Raw genomic sequence first — 24,546 nt, 5'->3', positions numbered from 1 at the left:
GGCTAGCCGCGCCCCGCTAGCTAGGCTAGCGTCCCTATCTCTATGCGCGAGAACTGCTATCTTCGCCAGCGTCCTTAGTGCAAAGGTCGCTTCACCGCTAGCTACTGCGTAGCTCCTAGTAGCCTTAGTCGGGCGAGCAATCAACGCTCGCATCGCTAATTTAGCTAGCTCGAATAGCGTTACTTTGCTATCTAGTGTCTCTAGCACCGATAGATGGCCTGACTAGCATCGCACTGTGGGGTTACGTAGCTTTCCCAACGAGCGCACATTCGCTGGGCAGCGCGTCGCAGGAAGCATTCCCAGGTTCAGAAGGAATCGGCACGACGTGTGAATCGGGTGTGCTCACAGCTGACGGTTCAGGGCAGTAATCGGTGGGCGAGTTGTTCGGCGTTGAGTTGCCGAATGGCGTCGTCGACGGCGTGGCGGTCGGTTAGGTCGATGCCTCTCTCGGAAAGCGCTGCGGCCACCTGTTTGCCGGGGCCCCAGGCAGTTTCATCGTCGAACGCGTCCTGGAACTCAGGTGTGAAGGTGTCGACAGCATCAACGACGAGACTGATCCACTGGCGGTCGACCCCCCGTTGGGTCAACGCGAAGGTTAGCCATCGGCGCAACACGAAGGGCAGTGCGTTGCGTTGGTCGGCGTCGAGGACTGCTTTGCGGGGAAGCCAATCTGTAAGCAGCAGCATTACCTCGCCCGGGCTCCAGCACAGCGGTCCGGCGCCGATGTAGCCGTCGCCGTAGTCCAGGAACAGCTCGGCCAGCGAACGGCTCACCTCGTCGTCGCTTCCGATGTCGGTGAGGAAGTCCTCGACCAGTTGGCGGCGCCTTTGCTCGGGGAGTCCGGTGTGTTCGGGCCATTCTGGCAGGTAGTCCCGGCAGCGGGACCATGCGAGCGCCCGGTGATCGCAAAAGTCCTCGTCGGCGGTGCGGGGCCAGGTCATGTCGGTGGTGCGCAACGCGTGTGCGAGATCGGCGAGCACCTCGGCGACCGGGACCGACTGGAGCGGCATCGGTGCCTCGTCGGGCTCACGCAGCTGGTCCCACGTGGTGGCTGCGCCGGGATTCAGGAGAGCGAGCTTGTCGATCATCAGGCCGCCGACCTGGTAGATATGTGCCATCAATGTGTGTGGGTGGGGTCCGTCGAAGTCAATGAACAGGACTCGTTCGCTGTCGTACACGTCGACCGCCCGCCACGCCGCGGTCGGAGTCCACGCCGCGACAGTGTGCCAGGCCGGCGGTGGTTGAGTTTCAGCCAAGATGCCGAGGGTTTCAGTCAGCATGGAGATGTCGGCCGCAGGTGCGACCCGCGCAAGCGCGTCGACCGCGGCCAGCGCGTGCGGAGACGGTGTGGAGCATGCTCGGCCGGTGACCTGCATACACAGTTGATGCTCGGGCTCGCGTTCGGTCACTGCCGCCGTCGACCACGCCTCGCCGAGCCAGCCGCTGGCCCAGGTCTCGGCAGTGAGCACATCGTCGATTTCGAGGAGTTGCCGAGCGTCGCGCAGCAGAAGATCGGCGGGGTGAACTTGCCTGGGAGCACGGCGAACGGGTCGGCTTTTGCCGCCCTTGCGGCGGCCACGGCTCTTGGGCATAACCGCAGTCCACCACAGACACCGACTACGGCGCCATCACGACGCGCCGTCCGGTGAGATCCGGTGCCGTCCGTATCTGCCGTCACGTGACAGAAACCGTAGATAGCCGGGACATCGGCGCTCGCCTAACTATTCAGGGCCGCTAGAGTCGTCTAGCGACGCTAGCTCGCATTGCTAGCAACGTCAGGTTGGGTTGCGTAGCTTCCAGGCAGCCAAGAGGGATAGAGCACACCGCTCTTGAGAGGGCCGACTTCGACAGCCAGGTATACGAAGGCCCTCTTGGAACTGCTGTTGGACAGGTGGTGCGTCAAGGGAGCCGAGTCTGCCGATGATCGGGAATCATGTTGTGCCCCAGATGGTGATGTTCTTGCGGGCCGGACCGCGAACCTCAACTGCGGTGTCCACGACTGCGCGTGCCTCGTCGGACAGGGCGAGAATCGTGTGATCTCTAGCCTGGACGGTGGCCTCGTCGTAGGCGTGAACAACGACATTGTCGTCGGCCCACACAGTGGAGTGGTCACATGCTCTGATGAATGCGTGATTGTGAGCTACGACCCTGCACCGGTCGAAGGCAGTTACTGTCGCGTGGGTGTAGGCCCAGACATGAACTTGCCCTGTGACTTCCACGGTCGTTGCGTCGGTGGCGACGATGTGCGCGGTGGCGGGTAGTGGTGAGTCGAGATGAATCCGTGCTTGCGATCCAGCGGTAAATCGTAGGGTCCACTCATCGCCGGCCGATGCGAATGTTTTGTCGTCGAGTTCGATTAGCTGACCTGCAGTGTCAACTACGACCGTTTTGGCGCCGTTGCGGAGGCGTTCGCGGATCGAGTCTGCGTTGCGGCTGATGTGGGGAGGCGCCTGGACCCGGCTGACATAGACCCGTGGGTGGCGGTGGGTCGATCGGGACGCGGTGTTCTTCTTACCCACGAGCGCACTCCGTTCTGTGCGAGTCGGCCACGATGATTCTCGCAGTATAAGGCCGAGACTTGGCGATGAGTGGTACCTCGGTCGGCGCGGTGGTGATCGTCCGCGGCCAGTCCGACCAGCGTTGCCCTATGTGCAGGGTGCGCCAAGGATCGATGGGCATTATTAGGCCGCCTGCCTCTGGGGTGCCAAGCTAGCGCGGATCTGTTCCATGAAAGCTTTTCGGTGCTCAGGGGAGGCCGCTGCGCGACGGGCCCGTTCGCGTTCGGCGTCACGCTCAGCGCGGCGCTGTGCGCTGTGCGCGGCCTCGGCGGCGCGTCGCTCGCTCGGGGAGGGGCCCGACCAGTCGATTCTGGACAAACGCCAGTTCAGATATCCGATCGGCGAGCGAACCGTGTTCGGCCAGAGCTCACCTCGCGAGACGGTGTCAGCTGTCAAAGCTTGGGCGATATCCCGCCCTGTCCAGCGGGTGGTGTCGATTCCTGAACGATCGATGACGTCGCACACGGCTCCGATGTGGCCGCTGGGTGCGATAACTGGAGCTGCGGCGACCAGCGTCGAGGCGGCTCGTTGGAGATTTATTGCGCGTGGGTTCGTCTGATTCGGGGATGAGGGTTGATTCTCGCGCGCGCACGCGCGTTTGGTGATTACTTCTCTACAAGAGATCCCCTTCGGGGAAAAACCACTCAAAGATAGGGGGTCACGGTCGGGGGCTTGGGGATTGTCATTCGAACCCGGCGTAGTGGTGTGGCGAACCAGCTTCGCCGCGCGGTGTGTCCTGCCCTGGGAGCTGCCGCGCTTCTTCGGCTTTGGGGGAGCGGGAGTGGCCGCGACGAGGTCAGGTGGGGAGGATAGAGCCCACACGCTGGCAGCGCGGTGCTGACGCCCACCGTGGTGGACTTCTGCGGCTTGGAATTCACGCGCAGTCAGGGTGCGGCCCCGCACCAGCTCGAAGCCGAGGTGTAGTGCTTTCAGCACACGGCGACCTCGTTTGACCACCGATTCAGACACACCGGCGCGGGCCGCGAGGTTCTGGACTGTCGCAGTAACACGGCGCCCAGTTTTCGAGTCGGCTGACGACGCGTGCGCGCCAGCGATGGCGACCATACTTTCGACGCCGATCCTGTGTCGGGCGGCTGCGGCGCGGCCGGCGGCGGTCTTGGTGACTGCGTACCGGACCTGTCGCATCCATCCGTCGCGGCTTGTCCAGATCGGGATGCGTGCTTCTTGGCCGGGATTGACGGGCAGCGTCCAGGAATTTCCGCGCTGATCGGTATCCGTATTGAGTCGTCGCAGCTCGTCAATCCAGGGGGTCTGAAGTGGTTGCGTAGCTGGTTGCGTAGCGGTTTGTGGAACCGGTGAGTTGTGTGATTTATCCCACGACACGCCGCGATCGGAATGTTGCACCGTGGAAATCGCGTCAAGACATGGGTTATCCTCAGACGTACCTAGCACAGGTAGTCCCTTCGGGGAATGCAGTACCGAGTCGAAGAGGCTGCTAACTTCTTCTACTCACCTCAGGGAATGACCGTCCTGCCAGACGATCGCCCTAGACGGGGAGGACCTGCCAGTCCTCCCATCGGGATTCATTGGATAAACCCACCCCCGCCGGGGGTCCCTTTGGCTTGTACCGCTGCTTTTGAATTAGCTATCGAGTTAGTTCCAATGCGCTATTCGCCAGGCCCACCGCCCTCCTCGGTCAGAAGGGCCGATGCGCGCATAGGCGGCACCGGAAGTCGCAGCTCAGAACCCGCAGATTCCGTCGCGTAATGGGCGCCCTGGAAAGCCAACACAGGGGCAGCGCCGTCGCAGTGTTCTGGCGCGTGAGGGAGCGCCGTAGCCGGCATGTGGTCTCGTTGAGACAGACACGTTACGGAGTGGAAGTTCGCAGGCAGGCCAGACTTGCGGCCATGCGTTATCATCGAGTAAGCACCGCCTCTTCCTTCCGAGGTAGTGGTGGTCAGGGAGCTGGCAAGGTCCCGAAATTTCATAACCGGACAACCCCCGATGCCGCCAAGCCCTGGGGGTTGTTCGCTGTCTAGGTGTCGTTCATGCGCCCATCGCCAACTGCTCGATCTGGTGCAACGACCCTGATGCCTCGACTTCGAGTAGCCGGAGCTGTTCCGGTCGAAGTTTCTCGCTGATGTAATCCGGGATGTCGAGCCCATGCGTGATGGCGAGGATAAGCACGGAGTAGTCGCCAGCAGGGATGCCGAGTTCGGCTGCCCGACTCTCGTAAACCTTGTGGTGTCTGAGGGGTGCGCGAGTAGCGATCTGACCGCGGGGCCCCTTGTTGTGCTGTGCCATGAGGAAACCCTAGATCGAACCTGTAACCGATACGGGTAACCGGCGCTCTTCGGTGTGTCGCATGTGACTGAAGTGGACATCGAAGGGGACTGCCTTTCGTGAACGATTCGGCGTATCAGGACTGAACGGACTTGGTCGCAGGTTTCAGCGACCCCGCTTCCAATGAGGGCGACAAGATTGGGTGATCGGGACGATCTACCCTGCTCTGAAGCGCGCTGAATCTGTACTGCTACGCGGGATATCGGCGGAGAAGTAGACAGGCGAGCGAAGCGACCTCACGGATCTGCTCAACGGAAGCCGTTTCAGGGTTCGTCACGACCAAGTCGATGACATCGGTGAGCTTCTCTCGGGCGCCCACACTCAGAGTCGGCGCCTCAGCCGAGATCACCAGAGGACATTCGGCGAGAAGTTGCTCGGATCTCCGGATTGAGTTGCCGCTGGCCGGTCGTTCGAGGGCATTCTGTGCGGGCGCGTCCAACAGGCGGAAACCCGTGCGGGCTCTCATGCCGCCCCGTTCCCGAAGTGCGCGGGCTGCCGCGCCGGAGCCGGAGTGGGGGCCGGGAGTGAGGCAGGGGGCTTCTGCTTCTTCTTCGTCCTCCCTCGGGCAACTGCGAACGCATCGACCCCAGCGGCTTCGATCTCGCGGCCGGTGACGGTGAACAGCCGTCCGGCCATGATCTGCTCGCGAACTTTCACACCAGTAGCGAGCCTGTCCTCCAGTTGCGTCTCGCACTGCGCGAGCAGCGGGCACACCGAGCAGGCCGCCATCGCACGCTTCCACGCCGCGGCTGTTGTTCCGGTGACGGTCCAACCGGAACCCTTACCCGCGCACAGCCCCTGACCTATGTGGGGCTGGGTCACGGGCGCCTTGCCGCGGGTCTCGAGTTCGGCGGCGATCCGCCGCGACGTCGGGCATAGACGCACCTGACTGGCGTAGACGAACCCGCACCGCCGGCACCGGCCCTCGCCGGTGTGTTCGCGCGCTATCGCGCGGAGTCGACCGGTCGTGTAGTGGCCCAGAGACCGGTCCTGGGACCGGAGGGCGCCCGTGGACAGCTCGCGCAGAGCGCCAGCGACGGGCGGGCACAGTGGGCGGGCCGGGGTGTAGACGAACCCGCAGGCCGTGCAGGACGTGTGGTCATGGTTAGGACGATGCTTGGCCAGGATCTCGCGGAGAGGGCCGTTGGTCACGCGGTCGTGCCCGTCGACCTTCTCTCTACCGGCATGAGAACTTGCAGTCGCTAGGCGTAGAGCACCAGCGCCATCTAACGTGTTCATTTGCAGGCTCCGATCTGCATTCGAGGCCGCGGGCCGCTAACCCGCTGGTCTCATGGCTTGTCCGACTGCGCTAACAGTCGACTTGCTGTTCTGACGGTCCCCTGGCTGCGCTAACAGCTGGGGGACCGTTCACGTTTGACGAGAACTTTCCATCACCCTTCTCCGAATCTATACCTACTGATTCATAGGTACCGTTATGTGCGCATCGTAACGAGGGGATTGCACAGTGTCTAGTGATGACGACTTTTCTGGTAAGGCTCAGTCTGTGAGCCGTCGAGTTATGCGCGGATTCCAGCCTGATCAACTGGAGAAAGCCCGCCGATCTGCTGGTGTATCGCAGCGCGAACTCGCGCGCCTGGCGCGACTCAATGCCGACACGATTCGGCGATGGGAGCTTGGCGACTCGTCGCCGCAGGTTGATTTGCTCGCCCGTGTCACCGCCGCGATTGGGGTGCCCATTTCCGACCTCGTGAAGGTTCCGGAGGGTGACCGCTACCCTGGCGACTGGCGGATTCTGCGAGGGCTCACCCAGCCACAGCTCGGCGCCGCTGCCGGCGTCACCACCCAAATCGTTGGAAGTGTCGAACGAGGCGAGATTTCGCTGTCTGACAACGTGGCGAGGAAACTCTCTGCAGCGCTTCAAATTCCTGAAAGCGAACTGCGGGCGAGCTACGAGCGGGTACGAACCCGCCCCGCCGGCACTCCCGCGTAGCCCTCGGGCGCCGCAGATGCGAAGAGGACGGTTCCAGTCGTACTGGACGTGGGTGTTGGCGACCGTGGTGGTGCAGTAAGCAAAGTGAGTAATCATTCGACCTTCTCGCGAGCATGACGAAAAGCCCCTTCGAGGAGGGGCTTTCTGCGTGCTGCGCGGGCAACGCGAGAAGGTCGCGCCGCAACCTCGGGTGAGGTGCGCTGACGTCGGCCGACCGGGCACGTGCCGGAGGGGGCATCGCGCAGTCAGTCCGCTTGGCGGACTCTATGTCGAACCAACGTCGGAGGGGATATTACATAGCTTCCTCGGATTGGTGGTCGCGCCATGCCGTGAGGATGTAGTTGCGATGCCAGGTGGCTTGGGCGACAGCGAGAGCCAAGAGACTTCCGGGTGCGACGAAGACACGCCAGTTGACCCAGGTGTCCGTGGACATCGTGTAGGCGACCACGATATTGACGGCGCCGACCGCGACCAGTGCCACGAACCAACTCCAGCTCAGGAAGCGCCAGACAGCGTCCGGTGCGCTCACACATCGTCCGATGATGACACGCACCGGGTCCCGCTTCGCGACCATCAACGACGTCAAGAAAGCGCCGGCAATTAGCCAGTACACCCCTGTGGGACGCCACTTTATGAAGGTCTCGTTGTGGAACAACAGAGTCGAACCACCGAGGACGAGCACAAGGCATAGACCGATCCACTGCAGTTTGTCGACCCGTTGGCGTCGGGCCAGCGTCACGATGACCTCGCCGACGACGCCGACCATGACCACGACCGTCGCCGCGAAGATTCCGGCGGTCTTGTAGGTCGCCATGAACGCAACAACCAACGCGGCGTTGTAAAAGACTCTCCACACGAGCTCAGTCCTCCGAAATATATTCTTCGTCAGGAGGTTTCGTCAGGGATGGTTTCGATCTCGGGGGAGATCACCGCGACGCCGATCGAGTCGCTGACGAGGGGATCGAGAAGGAAGCCCCGGAATTCGGCCTTCAGCCAGCCGCCACCGCCGCGTCGTGCCCGCACCGTGCCGGAGACCGGCCCCTTACGCACCTGCTGGACCCACTCGATGATCTTCGGCCAGTCTTCCTCATGGAGCGCGAAGGTCTGTCCGGTGCTCACACCGTGTCCGAGACCGGGAACGTGCTCGGTCACCCACTTCAGCCAGTACGGGTACTGGTACGACAGATCCCCGACCGCGATGTACATCCCCGATGTCGATGCCAACATCGTCGACAACCACGCGTCGAGCATCGATTCGTGGACAAGGGCTTCGTCGGTGCCCGCATCCCAGCAGATCCCGCGCACGCGTCTACCCACAGGGCCCTCCACACACCGCTCGGCGTAGCGCAGCTCGCAGGTGACATCGGTCTCAGCCCGGATGGTGAACGTGCCGTCGAAGGTGTCATCGACCTGGCAGTCTCGAATTTGGCGTACATGCCGCAACGTGTCGGACAGGCGGGCCGAACGGGTGTAGAGATCTGCAGGACCGAAAACCGATCGATCCTGATGCCGGGCGGACATCCCGATGAGCTCGATAGCTCCGGGGTCCAACTGCAGCTGCGGTGGGGGCGGGTTGTCCTCCGAGCTCAGAACCCACTCCCATGCCCCGACATTGGGGCGGTCCGGCGGGTTCTTCTTCGGGTCACCGCTCCAGATCTGAACTGCTACGACCATGCTCTTGTCGGGAGTCAGGATGGGGTGGGCTGCCCCGACCGGGCCCAGGGCGTCGGCGACCTTGCCCTCGAACGACTCGATCTTGAGCTCGCGATCGGCGATGCACGTACGGATCAACCCCAGGACAGCTGTGCGGGCAGGTCCGCGAAAGACATTGCCGATCTTTCGCCAGTCGCGGTGTTTGGGGCCTTCGGCGACGACATGGTGCTCGTCACCGGTGCCGACGAAGACGGTCGTCCATTCGCGGATCGGGTGGGTGGGTTCGGCGGGGGCGCGCACGAGGGCATCAACTGTCATCGGTTTATCCGTTTCTCCCGTACTGGCTTTCGGGTGGTCAGGTCAGGTTTACTGGCATCTCAGTGGGGCCGTGAGTGCGCCACGTATGTCGCCGGTCGAGTGTTTCCCATGGCTTCACCAGGGACAGTCCCGGGTGGCGTTGGAACAGGCGGCGAGTAGCGATGTCGAGCTGCATCACGGCGAGATCGGCGCCGAGACAGTAATGAGGTCCGCGGCCGAAGGCCAGGTCCGGGCGCTCACCGCGGGCGGGGTCGTTGGTCGCCGCGCGCAGGGAGAGATACAGAGGACTGCCGGCGGGGATGCGAATGCCGCCGACGGTGATGTTCTCAACCGGGAATCGCCGTATCGCATAGGACCCGGGCGCGGCGTCGAGGACAAGCTGCGTCACCCGGGCGCGCCAGAGCTGGTCGTCGGCGATTTCGACGAGTAGCTGGTCCCGATCGAGTCCGGCGAGAATGCCGATGGCATTGGCGATCTGGTAGACGGAGTTCTCGAATCCGGCGAGAAACGTCAGGAACGCCAGGGAGATGAGTTCCTCTTCGGTCAGGCGGTCTTCGGCGTCGCGGGCGGTGATCCAATCGGTGATGACGTCGTCACCGGGCGATTTCCGTTTGGCCGCGATCACACGCATGAGTACGAGAACGATCGTGGTCATGGCCGGGATGCGAGGGTCGTCCGCGGTGGGTTCGCCAGGATTCATTGCCATCACGGTCGCCGCGGCGGTACGGAACTCGTCGGCGTCCGTATCGGTCACGCCGAGGATCTCGGCGATGATGTCAGCAGGCAGGGGAGCGGCGTAGGCGGGAAAGAGGTCGACAACACCGGTTTCGTTCGGGTCGAGGTCGTCCAGGAGTCCGTCGGCACGGGCGGTCACCATCTGCCTCACCGCTCCGATTCGTCGCCGTGAGAACGCGGGCGCTGCCAAAGCGCGGACGCGCCGGTGATCATCGGGGAGCATATTGAGCAGGTTGCGGGCCAGTGCCGGTGGTAGGGGAAGACCCGGGCTGCCTGATGGGCCGCCGGGCCGGACATTGACGATTCCGGGGTCAGCGAGCAGTCGAGAGACGTCGTCGTACCGGGTGATGATCCAGACGCGCAGTCCGTCGGCGTCGGTGGCCTCGACAACTGGGCCGACGGCGCGAAGGTGCGCATGCAAGCGATCGGCCTCCGCGACACTCAGGCCGGGCGCAAACGGATCGAGCACCAGGTTCCCTTCTGTGATGTGGCAAATACCTCAGGACGAAGATACCGGCTGACCGGGATTCTGCATTGCTCCGGCGGCTAGGGTGCGCTACGTGAGTGCTCAGGTCGACACCGTACTGGATGAAAACGTGCACAAGGCGGATGCCGCCGACCGTCGGGGTTGGAGGAGATCCGCAGCGGTCTGCACTCTCGTCGCGCTCGGCTCGTGCCTGCTCGTCGTCGCTGTCTTGGTTCCCACCTACGGTGCCGCCAGGTTGAAGGTCATCCCGCTCGACGTGCAATCGGCGACAGTGTCGGTTGCGGAAGACGCGGCGGTGCTCAAGGCCACCTCGGTGGCTATGAAAGGTCCGCTGAAGACCGACCGGGGTGTCCCGCTGCGGATTCAGGTGTACGTGACGACAGAGGATCCAGTTTCGGCCGCTTCGACAACTCTGCAGGCGGCGCAGAAGACGGTCCGGACCGACTGGGGCGAGGGGTTGGGCCTGGTCTCGGCAATGGTCGATCGCGTCACGATCGACCGACGATCAGGCATGCCTCTCGCCGAGCCCGTCCCGACCACTCAAGCCGAGCAGGGCAAGCCCCCGACCGAGACGCCTCGCGCCGGAATTCAGTACAAGTTTCCGTTCGACGTCGAGAAGGTCAGCTACCCGTACTACGACGGGACGGCACGGGAGACGCATCCGATCGAGTACGTAGACGACGATCGCATGGTCGACGGCATGCGGCTGTATCACTTTCAGCAGACGATCGGCCCCGTGAACCTTGGGAAATCGATCGGCAGTGTCGCGACGACGACCTTGCCCGCTGAAAAGTGGGGGCTACCTGGCACGGAGCCGACAACGATGGATCTGCACTACTCCACGACGCGCGATGTGTGGGTCGAGCCTGCATCTGGTGCGATCGTTGCTGTGGAGGAGCAGCCGAGGCGATGGCTGGCGCGGTCGGTTGACGACCCGAATGCTGTGACCACGCTCGAAGCGCACACCCACTTCGACAACGAAACAATCAACGGCCTTGCCCAACAAGCGAAGGACGCCCGTACCGCGATCCTGTGGGGAACCCGATATGGGCCCGCCCTCGGTGCCGTGGTCGGCATCGGGTTGGTGGGGACCGCGATCATCCTCGCGCGCCGCTGGTCACGAATGACTCCCAAAACTTTTGTCTAGCAGGTGAAAAGACAATCACCGGATTCCGAGAAGAGACCTGGCCTGGCACCCACCCCCGTTCACATCAAACGGCGGACAGGACGCCGGGCCAGGCCTCATCATCTACTCCCCGCGACTGCGTCAGCAGCGGTGAACTGGAGAGAGATCAATGTCGTTGACTGGCGCAAACGACACGGCCCCATTCTTGTTACTGCGAACCGCGCAGTTCGGCGTACGCGGCCTGGGCCTTGGGTAGGGCGGCGCCGTACTCGGTGCCGGCGGTCTCGCCCTTTTTGTAGAAGTGTTCCTTCTCGTTGTAGCCGCGGGGGTCTGCGAGCTGGACGGCCAGGGCGTAGGCAGCCGGGTCGTCGGCGCTGACCGTGACGGTGGCGGCGTTGTCCATGAATGTGTTGGTGGCGGCGACGACTATCTCAGCGGAGTCGGCCGGAAGGTTGTACGCGAGCCGCCAGCCGAAGATGTCCCGGACGTCCGTTGCTGGCGGGGACATCCGCAGTCCGGATTGCCAGCCCGTCTCGGCTTCGCTGGAAACGAGAGCAGCGATCGCCTGTTCTCGTGTGCCGCCGCGTTCCTCCACTGTCTCGACGATCGCCCTCGATGAGTTGAGCAGCCGGTTGGCGATGAACTCGTCGGTGCCGAACACAGACACCGTCGTGGGCGCTATCGGTGCGCTGGTGGGGGTGGCGGTGGTCGACTCATCTCTGCTGCACGCGGTCAGGCCGACGGCGAGAACAGCGGTGATCAGTGCTGCGGCAACGGTCTTGCGGGTCACGGGCCCTCCGGGTCAGTAGCGTATGTCGTCGATGAGCCAACGGCCGCCCTCGCGGACGACCCGGACCCACACGGTGGTGTCAGGTTCGACCGTATCGGTGTTGCTGCCGGCGATCGCGGTCTGCTTGATGGTGGCCACGCGCTGGACGACGGTGTCGGTGTCCTCGGGGCAGCCGGAGCATCCGATACTGACGTCTGCGATGACCTTGGCGTGCTGCTGTGCCCACTCGTCCCACTGCCCACCTGGCCCGCGCTCGGTGCGGGCGTCGATGATCATGCGGTCGGCGAGCTTGCCGGTCAGCCAGTTTCGGGCCCGCCCGTATGCGTCGTTCTGGTTGGTGTCGGTGGCCGGGTACCAGGTGAACGCCACGGTCAGGCCCTGTTGGGCGGCCTCTTCAGCGTCGCGGGAGGCAGTCGGCGGCTCGGTCGTATCGACATCGGCCGGCGTCGCGGCCGGCGTGGTCGTGGGCGCGCTGGTGGTCGTCGACGCCGCCACGCTCGCCGAGTCCTCGCCATCGTTGGTTCGGGAGAGATACATGTACGCCAGGAATCCGATGACAGCGACCACCAGAACCACGACGACGAGCCTTCGTGCCCTCACATCATCCTCCTTCCCAATGGCCGAATTCGGCCTTTTACCAGGATAAATGACACATCCTTCCTGCTCCGAATGGGTGGCTGTAGGTTCTTCCTTCTTTTCGGCCTGGTCGTGGCTGGCCTGGGCTGATGGTGTGGTTTCCCATGGGTTCTTCGCTCCAGGTTTCTCATCGTTTATTCGCCTTCTCGGCCTGCCGAGGCGCGGAGGCGCGGAGTCCGTCGGGACGAGCCGGTAGTTGGTGCGGCGCAGGCCGAGTCCGCGTCCGTCCGGGGCTCCGGCGCGTCATGACGAACGGGCCGCAGATACGCCTCCGGATTCTCACCGATCGGCCGGAAGCGAAAGGCCGGCGAAAACTATGTGAGAACGGCGAAATGAATTTTGAGAACCTACAAGTTGTAGGTTCTCGTCCTTCTTGTCGTCCTGGTCGTGGCCGGCCTGGGCTGATGGTGTGGTTTCTCATGGGTTTGTCGCTCCTGGGTTCTCACTGTTCTGTCGCTTTCTTGGCGTGTTGAGTTCGCGGAGGGCGGCGCGGCGCCCGTTTGGGGTGAGTCGGTAGTAGGTGCGGCGTCGTCCTGGTCCGCATCCGGGTGGGGCGCCCGCGAGCCAGTCGGCCTCGTCTTCGTCGCGGCTGGTGAGCCATCCGGCTTGTTCGAGACTTCTCAGGAGTGGGTAGAGGGTGCCGTGTTGGATGCTGGTGCATTGATGCAGGCCGTGGCCATAGAACTCCTCGGCATCGGTTGTGGTGAGGTGGCGTAGCAGGGTGAGCGTGGTGCGGGTCATCCGCAGCCGACCGACGGGGATATCTCCGAAAGGTTTGAGGAGGCCAGGGTTTCGTGGCGGTGTCATTGCTTCGCGCACCGCGTGTGCGAGGGTCTTCGCGTCGGGCATTGCGAGGGCATTGCAGGCATGCAGGGCGGCGGTCATCAGTGGCTGAACGTGCTCGTTGTCGAGTTCGCGCAGCAGCGTCTGTCCGTGTGGTGTGGGCTTGTGCGCGGTGCCGCGACGGGATCGGTGGAACAGGGGTGCTCCGACGTGACGTTCGAGGAGTCGGAGTTGGTGGAGCAGGCTGTTCGACTTGATTCCGAGGTAGCCGGCGGCGGTGCCCAGGGAAGGGAACGCCATCGTGATCCGGAAGCGGTGCAGCCGAATCCAACCGTGCAGGGTGCCCTCGACAGATGCGCGGATGATCGGTGGGAGGTGGTCGAAGGTCATGATCATCTCGGTGCGGCTCGCGACGCCTTGCGGCCGAACCGGGATGCCGTGCTGATGCAGGGCATTGTTGACGCGCATCTGCTCGGTGCCGAGTTCGACGGCGATGTCGGCGGTCGAACGAAGCTGCGCGCAGTATTGCTCGCGCAGCCAGACCGGGTCGATGCGGAAGGGTGCACGGGCCCTGCGCAGGGAGATCCCGGCTTGTTTGGCGAATCGGGTGACGATGTGGCGGCCGATGCCGGTGTCGGCGGCGATGTCGTTCAGGCTGCGTCCGGCCTGGATGTATTCGCGATCGAAGAACTCGCGGGTGAACAGCCTGGCGGCGTGTTGTTCACGCAACCATGCGGCGGGTGCCGCATGGGGCGCCCACTGTCGTCGTGGTTGGTCGAGACGTTCCATCGCGATGCGGACGTGTTCGAGGTGGACGCCGAGAACCTCGGCGGCCTCCCGCGAGGAGCGGTGTTCGTCGACGACCAGGCGACTGACCTTGTCGGGGTCGAGGTCGCCGGTATCGATGCCCGGCAGGGCGAGCCCGTCGGCGAGGTCGGTTGGTGGCGACCAGGTCAGTGGTTCGTCGATGGCGAGGTTAACCAGTATGGATTCGGCGTGTTCGTTCAGGGCTCGGCGCAGCGGCGCTGCCATGGCGGTGGTGAACTCGACGAAGGTGCCGCGGTCATTGGGGCTGCGGAACGCCAGTGGGTGGCGGTGGTCGGCGAGGTCGGCACCGGACAGCAGTTGATGCAGGTGGCGTTGGGCGTGCCGCAGCCGTCCTTGACGGTGCTTGCCGGGGTGCGCTCCGACCGAACAGGCGAGGTCACGCCACTGGTCCCAGGTGAGGGTTTCGGCGGGGATCTGCTCACGTCTCCGCTGGTAGTCGATCGGTGTGCCGTGTTGGTCGAGGTGTTCGGTGATGCGGCAGAGAAGCACGAGGACATCGGTCAGCGCCGATCCGCTGGGAAGCTTGTCGAATCCTTGTAGGGTGATGCTCAGGTTGGCGGCGGTGACGCGGGGGTTCAACAACCCGGCGTGGGTGTCCATCCGCTGCGAGGGATCACCGGGGACGGTCAGCAGGACACTGAGAGCAGCTCGGAACAGGTCGGTGTGGAAGCCGCCCGCGACGGGCAGCAGACGGCCGGCCCAGTCGGGCCAGAACAGTTGCGGCAGCATCCGGATCCGCGCAGCCCCATCGGCGCGCGGTATTGCGGCCGAGGCAGTGATTGTCCGCATGCGCAGCCGGACGGCTCCGGGTAGATCGGCGTCGACGGCGCGCAGATAGCGGTTGGGAAATTGGCTCGGCATGACCACAAAGTGTCGCTTGATGAACTCTGGTGGCGAGACCCGTTGTGGATTAGGATGTTTCGTCACCAGTGTGCGCAGCTCGTCGATCGCGCTAGCCTCGTCGTCCCCGAGAACAGTCCTGGCGCGAATCAGGAGCGCCGCGGTCAGTGCCGCATCGAGGTCGGGCGGGCTGCCGTTGCGCGGTTGCGGCGGAGTCGCGTGCCGCCGCGGGTTGATCGCGCGGGCCGCAGCGATCGCGGCCGCGGAATCCAGGCGCAGCAACCAGGCCACCACCAGATGCAGATCGGTCAGTGTCGCATGGGCCGGATCGGGGCGGCCAGGTGCGCGGGCCGCGGCCATCAGTTGATCGATCCAGGACTGGGCATCGAGGACTTCGTCGGGGGCGGGTAGGTCCGCCGCGGCGAATAGCTCGACGCCGCAACGCAGCCACGACCGACTAATGGGTCGGCTGCAGGTCGACGCCGGTGGTGCGGTGGCGCCGCCGACGATCTGCACTCGGGGTGCCGCGCGGCAGTCCGGTCCCGGGCAGGTGTCGTGCAGCAGCAGCCGGTGCCGACCGCAGACCATCGCCCAACTCGACCGCCACGACAGTTGCCAACGCCCGTCGGCCTCGGCCAAACAGCGCGGGCAAAACCGTGAACAATGCATCGATATCCGTTCGATCCCGGGGACGGCGGGACCGATCGCGGCGTCGAGACGATGGGCCGGCAGCCCGGTCGCGGCTTCGATGCGGCGCAGCTCCGTGGAATCAAGTTCATCGACCAGCTGGCGGATCGACTGACCGTGGTGATCGATGCCCAAGGAGCGCAGCACTTCCCGCGGGGAGGTGTCGTTGCGGCGGGCCAGCGCGTCGATCCAGGAATCCAGGCTCTCGCCGGCGGTGATCGGTGTTCGCAACGGCAGAGTGGTGATCGTGGTCATCGCCTCACCTGCTTGCGCTCGACTCTCGTGCGGGTCGCGGCTTCGAGCCGGTGGCGTGCCTTTTCGGAGGCTTCGTCGATGCGGACGGTGTCGAGCAGCTCCTGTGACATCGCCTCGGCTCCGGTGCGGATCGCTTTGAAGCAGCCGCGGTTGATCAGCGTCATCAGCGACCCGATGTGCCCGCCGGTGCGGGCGAACAGGTAGTCGGCCAGGCCGGTGAGCTGTCCGGGCTGCCAGCAGGTGAGCACCAACTGTTTGTCGACCGCCTTGACCAGGGATTTCCAGTGACGGTCGTGGGCGAAGGTGCCGACTTCGAGGCGGGTCCAGCGCCGGGCGCTTTGCGCCAAAGCGGCCGAGGACCCGGACAGGCCCTCCTCGAAGAAACGGCGTTCTCCGAGACCGACTCCGGCGTAGATGAACGTCACCGGCAGCTCATTGGCCAGCCATTTCAGGTGATTGCTGACGGCGAGCCCGTCTCGGCTGTTCTGGTCGATGAAGTGAATATCATCGATGATCCCGACCCGCGAATCACACGAGAGGACGCAGTCCAGGGCGTAGGTGGCCAACTGGGCGGCGCTGCCGCGATCGGCGCCGGGATGCCCGTAGAACTGGCAGATCATCTTGTTCAACGTCCGCAGCGTGGTGTTCGAGGTCAGACCGACCCGGAACACCGGAATGTGCTCATCACCGGACTCGGTGACCGGGCCGCGGCGACGCAGGGCCTGGCGGTGATAGTCGCGGCCGAACAGGTTGACGATGGTCGTCTTGCCCAGACCGGGGAACCCGTCGATGACCGCCGCGCCCCGAACACGATCGGGATCTTGACGATTCGAGGCGACGATCAGCTCCAGTTCGTCGCGCACCTCTTTCAGCTGCGGGGTGGCGATGGTGCCGAAGTTGGCGTGCCAGTCGTGGCGGGCGTCGTCGTAGTCCTCGCGGGCGTCACTCCCCAAGGCGGACAACGCTGTAGCGGTAAGGGTGTCGGGTCGGGCGCGGGGCGCGGTGTCGACGAACCGGCGCCACCCGTCCTTGCGGGAGAGGCTGTAGGCGCTGCTCACTCGAGCACCTCCAGCGCGTCGGCGTAGAAGTCGTCGACGTCGTCGAGGATCTCGCTGTCGTCATCGTCGTCGCCGACCACCGGCGGGGCCGAGCTGGTGGTGGCAGCGCTCAGCGCCGGAACAGGGTCGGCGGCCAGTTCGAGCTCGGCTGCCGCGGCCAGGCCGCTGCGCTCGGCCGCCAGCCGGGCGGCCATGCGCCGTTCGCGCCGGTCGAGAACCTCACCGGCATCCCACCGGCTCAGCAATGTGGCCAGCGTCTCGGCGGGGTCGGTGAAACGATCGGTGCGGCGGGCGAGGATGCGGGCGTAGCGGGCGGCCTCGTCGGAGAACGGTGTGCCCAGCATCGGCGCGTGCTCCCAGTCGAGCTGATGCCACTGCCCATCGCCCGGGTCTTGAAAGTAGATGTGGCGGACATCGTCGTCGTTGACGCGAAACGGCCATTTCCCGGCGTCGAGGCCGCCGTAGGGGCTGGTCGCGTTGCGGTAGCCGTCCAGTGCTGGACCGTTGTAGCGGCGGCCGTCAATCTCGACGCCGTAATGCTGGATGGTGCGTTTGACCACCCGCAAGAACTCCAAGGCGAGCTCCGGGGCGGCCGGGATCCGCAACACTCCCGCCTTGGCGATGCCCAGGGCGAACATGTCATTCGGCGACATCGCCAGATTCGGCCACTCCGCGACCACGATCCCGTCATGGTCACTCGGGTGGTAGACCGTCACGATCCAGTCGCGGATCACATCCTCGAGCTCGTGCAGGAACAAAAACGCCTGCTCCTCGAGACCTTCTCCGCGGCTGTGCAGGTCTGGGCCCTTGTAGGCCGGAAGATGTTGTATCAGGCCCTCTCTCAACGAACGGAAGAACCTCTCGACCGTGGGCTTGTCGGTGGGCTTGCGCGGTTGGGCCGGCTGGATCGAGATCCCCAATCGGGCGCAGACCCCGATCACATGGGCCGACAGGAACGCCTTGCCGTGATCGATCACCAGGGTTTCGGGCGGGCACCAGATCTCGGCGTCGGCGCCGGTGTTCTCCTCGGTGAACACCAGATGCTTCGGCAACCCGTGCACCGGCCCCAGCGCTGGGCGCCCCGCGCTGCGGCCTGTGACCGACTCGAACAACACACTCGCGACATCAACAGATTTCGTGGACACCGGGGTCACCTTCAACCCGAGGATCTGGCGGTCGAAGAGATCCTGCGCGACCGTGAGCTGTGCCCGCACCCACCGACAGGTCACCGGCTCCATCGCGAACACGTCCAGATCCTGGGTATCCAGAATCAGATACTCACCCGGACGCGTGGCGCGCAGCCGGCCGTAAACGCCCTTCGGGCGTTGGGCGATCGAACGCCGCGCCTTCGCCGACCCGCTCACCGCGTTCGTGCCCTTAACCAGCTCCGCCAGCCGCCGATAGGCGGTCGCCTGCGACGGCAGCGCCACCACCCCGACCCCGTGCTCGCGCTCGAGCCGCTCGGCGGCTCGCATCAGCACCGCCGAGCGGGTCGGTGTCGACGCCGACACCCCCGCCGCCAGTTCCGCAGCCACCGCCGCCTCCCAGCGCGGATCCACCGTCGAGCCGCGGCCACGGCGGCGCCGGTCATCGACCAGCCCCGCCTCACCGGCATCCCGGTAGGCGGCCACCCACCGCTCGACAGTGCGCGACGCCACCCCCAACTCCGCGGCCTTGGCCTCGCAGCGTGCCTTCAGCCCCACCACCGGCGCATAGTCGGGGCGGGGCTCACCTGTGCGCGCGGCCTCGGCGTAACCGGACCTGTAGCCGGTCAACACCTCCCGGACATGCTCGCCTCGCGCTGCGGCCTGCTCCCGCTCGGCCGGTGACAGCCCCGCCAGCACCAGCCCCGGATCCAGACCTTCCTCGACCGGCTCCAAACCACGTGCCCGCGAGACGAACTCCGCCAAAGCGAAGCTTCCGTAGCGGCCGTCCGCGTACTCAACGACCACCTTACGGCCGTCGAACTCCACGACCCGCGCCGCGTCGCCGTCGACCATCAGCCCCGCCCCGACCGCGACCGTCACCGTGCGCGCGTTCACGCCACCACCTCCGCCGACACCAGCGTGTCGCCGCCGAGAACCCGCGACAGATCCGCCACCAGCCACGATCGCCACAACAGGTGCAGGATCACCGGTCGCACCAGCCACTGCGGCACCGACAGGCCCAGCCGCCGTTCCAAAGCGGAGATCGCCACCGGCACGACCGCCGCATCGATCACCGCCGGCACCAGTTCGGTCGCGATCGTGGCAGGCCGCCGATACCCTGCCAGAAAGCGCAAGTTCTCCACCAGCACCGCATCGGCACCCGTCCATACCTCGAACCCGAAACCGTGTCGCTCACACACCGCCCTCGTCCACGCGAACTGAGCCGCAACCTTCGGATCGGCAACGCGGGCAGCTGCCTTCACGTCCACCACCGTCAGCGCTCCATCCTTGTGCGCCAGCAGCAGATCCGGCACATGCCGTCGTTTCCGATCGCCATCGACACCTTCGAGCAGGAACGGTTGCGCCGCGATCGCAACCACGGTCGGGTCCTGGTCCGCTAGAAGGATTCTCGCCAGTTCCAGACGGCTCTCGTAGACCACATGACCACCCGTGGTAGCCGACCAGTACCAGCCCGAATAGTGCCGCCGCCCCTGCCACGACCGGAACTCCCGCACCGGACGGCCCGCCAGCACCTCCTCCACCGGTAACCGCCGCAACGTCGTATCGACGAACGCTCCGTCGTCTCCCCGGAACCGCACGGCCACTTCCGTCCCCGGCACAACTCCCGCCAAACCAGCCCACATCAGGCTGCCCTCATTAGTCATGGCGGACACCCAACCGCCCAAGCCCAGGATCAGGCCGCAGACACGCCGAGATCGATTCTCACTAAAATGTCGGAAGCGACATCTGGGCGACAGATCGATGAGAAAAGCGACATCAATCATGAGAACCTACACAAGTGGCGGAGATGGCCCGTCCCTACAACACGCGGCGAGCCTTCATCCCTGCCTGGAGTGGAGCTTCCTTGACGACATCGCCCTGCGTGGGGGCGTGGATCATCTGGCCGGTGCCGGAATAGACACCCACGTGTCCTGGCCCGTTCGGCCCCCAGCTGCCGAAGACCAGGTCGCCGGGCTTGGCTTGGTCGATCGGGATCTCGATGCCGACACCCCACTGTTGCTCGGAGGTGCGGGGGAGGGAGACCTTGCCTGCGCTAGCCGCGTGCAGGGCGTACGAGGTCAGACCTGAGCAGTCGAACCCACCGCCGGAGGGTCCGCCGGTTCCGCCGCCACCCCACACATACGGGGTGCCGAGGTATTCGCGAGCGGCCGTGACGACTTGGCTGCTGTCACCAGAAGTGCTCGGGATGAATCGGCCGCGGGCATTGGGATTGGTGAACCCTGTGCGGGCCTGCATGATCTTGGGGACGTAATTCTCGGTCTGGGCGAAGGGCGGGATACCGCCGTACTGCTGCACGGCGCCGGGACCGGCATTGTAGGCGGCAAGTGTCAGCTCGATGGGGTCGCCCTTGGCCTGGCCGCTGGCGATGTAGCCGGAAACGTCCTGGTACAGGGCGCACATGAAATGCGCCTGTGACATCACCGCGTCACCGATGGAGTTCGGGTCGGCCTTCCCGTCCTCGTCGTAGTCCTTACCCCATGTTGCCCAGGTGCCGGGCATGAACTGTGCGGGACCCATTGCTCCGGTGTCCGACACCGGGGCATGGGGGCCGTGCCGGAATCCGTTCTCCTGCTGGAGCTGTGCGGCGAGCAACGGAGGGTCGATCTCCGGGCAGACACTGCCGGCGCGGCGTAGCCACGGCTCGAACTCGGCCGGCACGATCCCGAATGCCAGCTCGCCGCCGCCGGCCATGCCGAAGCCAGAGCAGTCAGCCGTGGACCGGGATGCGGCCACGAGTTGGATGGGACTGTTGCTGGCGGTGCTGGGGTCGCCTCCACTGGTGCCGTTCTGCTTGGCGATGTCGGGTAGGACGGTGACGGGGTCGAGGGCTGTTCCGCCCTGCAGCCGGCCGCCCTGCCAGTACTCGAAGTGCAGGTGCGGGCCCGTCGATCCGCCGGCGTTGCCGATGTCGGCGATGTGGTCGCCGGCCTTGACCTGCTGGCCTGGTTTGATGTGAATTCCATCGGCGAACATGTGGCCGTAGACCGTGCTCACGGGCTTGCCGTCGACGTTCGAGTCGATGACCACCCAGTTCTCGAACCCGACCCCGGGCCCTTCGCCGGAGTCCCCGGCTTTGACGACGTTGCCGTCGAGCGCGGCGAGGATCTTCGTGCCTGCCGGCCCGGCAAGGTCCACGCCTTGGTGCTGGGCTCCCCAGCGCTCACCGAATCCGGAAGTGAACGTGGTGGTCCCAGGTTCGACCGGCAGACGGATTGGTCCTGACACGGTCAGCGCCGGGTCCTCGGTGGTCGACCCCGTGCTGTTGGCGCTGTCGGAGGTGACGGTCCGGCACGGGTCTCTCGGGATGACTGGTGCGCCCAGTGAGCACGCCGATGTCCCGATGATGATGCCGATGGCGCCGGTGAGCAGCAGCGCCCGCTGGGCGCCGCCGATGTTCACCTTCCTCCGGGGATCGGGGTGTCGAGTTCCGGGATCGGGATCGGACCGGGAATCGGTGTCGGGTCGTTGCCTCGGCTCGGGGCGGTTGCCGATTCGTCGAGATCGAACGTCGGCTGCGGCGTCGTTGACAGGCTCGACGTCGATGTCGGCTGCGGCGGTGTCGTTTCGGCCGCGGTGGTGGTCGGTGTCGTCGATGTGAGTGGTGTCGCAGTGGTGGTCGCCCGGGTCATCGTTTCGAGCTCGGAGAGGTCGAGGGTCGGTAGGGGAGTGTCAACCACCCACCGCTTTTCACCGTTGACCTCGTCGACGGTGAGCGTGATCCGCAGATCTCCGGCCTGCGTCGGAACGGTCACCCGCGCGGTCCGCTCGCCGTCGGGTCCGTCGGTGAGTGTGCTGACCGTGGGGCCGGTGATGACCACCGGGGTCCGTGGCCGGGCTGCTACGACGTGCTCTCCCGGCATGTCGGCGGTGTGGCTGCCGATGGTGCTGGCCCACATCGGATCCGACGGTGTGGTGTCGACGAAGGCGTGTGCGTACGCCATTGCGGTGGCGGGCGCGCTGGATGCGGCCCAGGCTGTGGTCTTGGCGGCGACCAGGGACTCGTTCACTTCGTCGAGGTCGTAGCTGATCGTCTTCGTGGGCGTGACTGATTCGACGGTGGTGTCGGCCTGGTGGGCGACTGCCCGCGGCGGAGGGTTCTCTCCGAAGGCCGCGCCGGCGGCGAACAGCAGCGCCACGGTGCCGGCCACCGTGATCGCCAGGTGGGTGCGGGAGTAGAGCACCCATCGGCGAATCGGTGCGAGGGCAGGGTTGGGTCCGGATGACGACATCAGATGTACCGGTCCTCAGGTGTCGTGCGTGTGGGGGTGGCGGCGTTCCACACCCTCGCGGTCGGCGGCGCCTTCGCCGGTGAGTGGTGCGGCGTGGATGCGGTGGCGGGATGTGCCCCTCGCTGGCCGCGGGTGGGGGTGTAGACCTTCATCGGCGCGATGGCCGAGCGGTCGCCGCCGTCCCACCGTTGCCCGACGCTGGCGGTCAGCAGTTCCTTGCGGGCGCGGCGTTCCTGGACGAGGTTGTCGGCCTCGTTCTGGTCGAACCTTTTCCACGCCGCGGCGCCGGACCTGACCGCGCGATCGGCGTCCTTGCCGTCGACCCCGCCCTTGCCGCGGGCGATGTCGCGGCTGGCCACGGCAGCGATCCCGGCGAGACGTGCATCGCGATCGGCCGCGGCGTCGGAGGCCTGGCCCAGGCGTGCGGACCGGCCCAGCCCCTGCGCCGTCCGGGCATCGGCCCGTGACTGCGTGAGCGCCTGCTGGCGGCGGTTGCCCAGCGCGCGACCCTCGGGCCGAGTGACCGTGCTCGCCCCGTCGTCGTCCTCATGTCCGTCGCGTCCACGGCGGGCGAAGTGCTCGGTTGCCTTTTCCGTGATCGCCTGCGCCGACCCGCCGACCGCGAAGCTCGCAGCGTCGAATGCCTTGCGTTTGATGGACTTCTTGGCGCTTCGGGCCTTGCGGTTGACCATGCTCGCGCTGTTCTGTGTGAACGTCTGGCTCATCCGTTTGAACGGCCGCATGATCGCCCAGCACACGACGGTCAGCAGCACCATGAACCACAGTCGCCAGGACCCGTCGACGGCCCCGTTCGAGTTGACGTAGAGCTGGACCAACGCCATCAGATAGAGCGCGACGATCACCGAGCCGGCCACGCCCCACATGTAGGCCGAGGCGAGCATTCGCATCACCCGGGCCAGCCACCCGCCGTAGGCGATCGCGACCGGAATCCAGATCGGGGCGAACAGGACCGCGAACCGGATCGCCAGCAGTGCGGTCAGTTTCAGCAGGGATGCGCCGATCCACAGCAGCGAGGGCATGGCCAGCTTGATCATGCCCATGAAGCCGGTGGAGGTGCGGCCGGAGTCCTTGCCCTGGAACTGGTAGTAGGAGAGCTGGTAGTCGGTCTCCAACTTGGAGACGATGTCGCGGAACTGGTCGGCCTTCTCCTCGGCGAGCTGCGCCTGGGCCCTCGGATCGTCCTTCACCGTGTTCTGCTGGTCGTAGGTGAACGCCAGTGCATCCCGCAGCTTCGGCCCGAGTTGGTCCTTGTCCTCCGGGTCGTAATTGGTACCGAACCATCCCTTGCGCCAGTCGGGAAGAAAAATCTGGTCGACCAGCACGTTTCGGGGGTCGGTGCTGCCGCCGGCGAGCGTGCCTCCGTCGTCGCCGAACTGCACCGCGAAGATCTGGTCCTGCGTCTCGGTGATCAGCGACCCGAACGTCTCGTCGGCCAACTGGAGCGCCTTCTGCGGGGCCCCGACCATCAACGCCCCGAGCGCGAGCCCAGCGGCGGCGATCGCCGCGGTCTTCGTGACTCCGGCTGTGTCGGCTTTCAGGGCTTTCCACAGGACCATCGCGGCCACGACGACCAGGCCGATGCCGCCCCATTGCCCGTAGAGGTCCCGCATGCCCTCGGTGATGGAGAAGACGATCTGGTCGAACCGCTCCAGGGCGGGAGTCACCCCGGCCTCGGTGGCGTCCTGGCCGGTCTTGGTCTGGTCGTCGAGCCAGAACGCGGCGGCCGCCATCGACTTGCCGATGGTTAAGAACGTGTTGCCCAGGGTGGTGTCGCCGACCGCACCCGGTGCCTTGACCAGGTCCGCGCCGCAGCCGAGGTCGTAGGTGTGCCACTTGAGCCCGGCCCACCCGTAGGTCTGATAGCCGGTGCCGCCGGTGGTCGGCCGGTCGGCGCTGGTCGAGTCGAAGGTGGTCTCGATGACTTCGTTCGGGAACTCCGGCGGCGGGACGTCCTGGCAGTCGAACCCGCCGGCCGCCGCGACAGCGCCACCGAGTCCGATCAGCGACACCGCGGCCAGCATCAGCACCACCAGAACACGCCCTACGAGCCCCGTACGCCACCCGAAACGGCGCGGGGAAGGGGAACGGTCCGTCCGTGCGGCTCTGGGCCGCAGTGGG

At 65.4% G+C, this 24,546-nt stretch carries 18 protein-coding genes; 2 read left to right on the top strand and 16 right to left on the bottom strand.

Going from position 1 to position 24,546, the window contains the following annotated elements:
• Window positions 1–356: 356 nt before the first annotated feature.
• The 4 genes from HGB39_RS28245 to HGB39_RS28225 all read right to left on the bottom strand — a co-directional run bounded on the left by HGB39_RS28245 (window position 357) and on the right by HGB39_RS28225 (window position 6,014).
• Window positions 357–1,592, bottom strand: a complete 1,236-nt coding sequence (locus HGB39_RS28245; protein ID WP_064080539.1) for a hypothetical protein — start codon at window positions 1,590–1,592, stop codon at window positions 357–359.
• A gap of 339 nt (window positions 1,593–1,931) precedes the next feature.
• A complete protein-coding gene (locus HGB39_RS28240; protein WP_064080540.1) occupies window positions 1,932–2,519 on the bottom strand; it encodes a hypothetical protein in 588 nt (195 codons plus the stop codon).
• A gap of 2,046 nt (window positions 2,520–4,565) precedes the next feature.
• On the bottom strand, window positions 4,566–4,823 hold the full coding sequence (locus HGB39_RS28235) for a hypothetical protein (RefSeq protein WP_043827435.1): 258 nt from the start codon (window positions 4,821–4,823) through the stop codon (window positions 4,566–4,568).
• A 501-nt stretch (window positions 4,824–5,324) separates the two neighbouring features.
• The gene (locus tag HGB39_RS28225) at window positions 5,325–6,014 is read right to left on the bottom strand and encodes a hypothetical protein (RefSeq protein ID WP_248949843.1); all 690 of its coding nucleotides are present in this window, start codon (window positions 6,012–6,014) and stop codon (window positions 5,325–5,327) included.
• 367 nt (window positions 6,015–6,381) lie between these two features.
• On the opposite strand from HGB39_RS28225, the gene HGB39_RS28220 reads away from it, so the two are divergent.
• A complete protein-coding gene (locus tag HGB39_RS28220) occupies window positions 6,382–6,813 on the top strand; it encodes a helix-turn-helix domain-containing protein (protein ID WP_064080541.1) in 432 nt (143 codons plus the stop codon).
• A gap of 292 nt (window positions 6,814–7,105) precedes the next feature.
• Here the strand turns inward: HGB39_RS28220 and HGB39_RS28215 are convergent, their stop codons facing one another.
• From HGB39_RS28215 to HGB39_RS28205, 3 genes are read right to left on the bottom strand one after another with little or no spacing between them, the layout of a single operon-like run.
• A complete protein-coding gene (locus HGB39_RS28215; RefSeq protein ID WP_064080542.1) occupies window positions 7,106–7,669 on the bottom strand; it encodes an inner membrane-spanning protein YciB in 564 nt (187 codons plus the stop codon).
• Window positions 7,670–7,698: 29 nt separating this feature from the next.
• Window positions 7,699–8,784 carry a GAF domain-containing protein gene (locus HGB39_RS28210; protein ID WP_064080543.1) on the bottom strand — a complete coding sequence of 362 codons (1,086 nt, stop codon included), beginning with the start codon at window positions 8,782–8,784 and terminating at the stop codon, window positions 7,699–7,701.
• A 37-nt stretch (window positions 8,785–8,821) separates the two neighbouring features.
• The gene (locus tag HGB39_RS28205; RefSeq protein ID WP_064080544.1) at window positions 8,822–9,988 is read right to left on the bottom strand and encodes a cytochrome P450 family protein; all 1,167 of its coding nucleotides are present in this window, start codon (window positions 9,986–9,988) and stop codon (window positions 8,822–8,824) included.
• Between the two features lie 91 nt (window positions 9,989–10,079).
• Here HGB39_RS28205 and pgfA point away from each other — a divergent pair, with 91 nt between their 5' ends.
• A complete protein-coding gene (gene pgfA, locus HGB39_RS28200) occupies window positions 10,080–11,153 on the top strand; it encodes a cell envelope lipid trafficking protein PgfA (protein WP_248949845.1) in 1,074 nt (357 codons plus the stop codon).
• 187 nt (window positions 11,154–11,340) lie between these two features.
• Here the strand turns inward: pgfA and HGB39_RS28195 are convergent, their stop codons facing one another.
• From HGB39_RS28195 to HGB39_RS28155, 9 genes are all read right to left on the bottom strand, one after another.
• A complete protein-coding gene (locus HGB39_RS28195; protein ID WP_064080546.1) occupies window positions 11,341–11,922 on the bottom strand; it encodes a hypothetical protein in 582 nt (193 codons plus the stop codon).
• A gap of 12 nt (window positions 11,923–11,934) precedes the next feature.
• A complete protein-coding gene (locus tag HGB39_RS28190) occupies window positions 11,935–12,522 on the bottom strand; it encodes a hypothetical protein (protein WP_064080547.1) in 588 nt (195 codons plus the stop codon).
• 453 nt (window positions 12,523–12,975) lie between these two features.
• A complete protein-coding gene (locus HGB39_RS28185; RefSeq protein WP_064080548.1) occupies window positions 12,976–15,951 on the bottom strand; it encodes a TniQ family protein in 2,976 nt (991 codons plus the stop codon).
• Window positions 15,948–17,009, bottom strand: coding sequence for an AAA family ATPase (locus HGB39_RS28180; protein WP_064080549.1), 1,062 nt, complete (start codon window positions 17,007–17,009; stop codon window positions 15,948–15,950). The genes HGB39_RS28185 and HGB39_RS28180 overlap by 4 nt, the downstream gene beginning before the upstream one ends.
• Window positions 17,006–19,051: a TnsB C-terminal domain-containing protein gene (locus HGB39_RS28175; RefSeq protein WP_168442971.1), complete on the bottom strand. Its 2,046-nt coding sequence runs from the start codon at window positions 19,049–19,051 to the stop codon at window positions 17,006–17,008. The genes HGB39_RS28180 and HGB39_RS28175 overlap by 4 nt, the downstream gene beginning before the upstream one ends.
• Window positions 19,048–19,941: a TnsA-like heteromeric transposase endonuclease subunit gene (locus HGB39_RS28170; protein ID WP_210753028.1), complete on the bottom strand. Its 894-nt coding sequence runs from the start codon at window positions 19,939–19,941 to the stop codon at window positions 19,048–19,050. The genes HGB39_RS28175 and HGB39_RS28170 overlap by 4 nt, the downstream gene beginning before the upstream one ends.
• Before the next feature lie 34 nt (window positions 19,942–19,975).
• The gene (locus HGB39_RS28165; RefSeq protein ID WP_064080664.1) at window positions 19,976–21,577 is read right to left on the bottom strand and encodes a peptidoglycan DD-metalloendopeptidase family protein; all 1,602 of its coding nucleotides are present in this window, start codon (window positions 21,575–21,577) and stop codon (window positions 19,976–19,978) included.
• Complete coding sequence (locus HGB39_RS28160; RefSeq protein ID WP_064080663.1) at window positions 21,574–22,407, bottom strand: hypothetical protein; 834 nt, start codon at window positions 22,405–22,407, stop codon at window positions 21,574–21,576. Before HGB39_RS28160 ends, HGB39_RS28165 begins: the two co-directional genes overlap by 4 nt.
• Window positions 22,407–24,449, bottom strand: coding sequence for a hypothetical protein (locus HGB39_RS28155; protein WP_247607532.1), 2,043 nt, complete (start codon window positions 24,447–24,449; stop codon window positions 22,407–22,409). The genes HGB39_RS28160 and HGB39_RS28155 overlap by 1 nt, the downstream gene beginning before the upstream one ends.
• Window positions 24,450–24,546: the final 97 nt, after the last annotated feature.

It is taken from the genome of Rhodococcus opacus, assembly GCF_012396235.1.
GTDB classification, from domain to species: domain Bacteria; phylum Actinomycetota; class Actinomycetes; order Mycobacteriales; family Mycobacteriaceae; genus Rhodococcus_F; species Rhodococcus_F opacus.
Note: the sequence above shows the minus strand (reverse complement) of the source record. Positions and strands in the feature narration are given on the sequence as shown.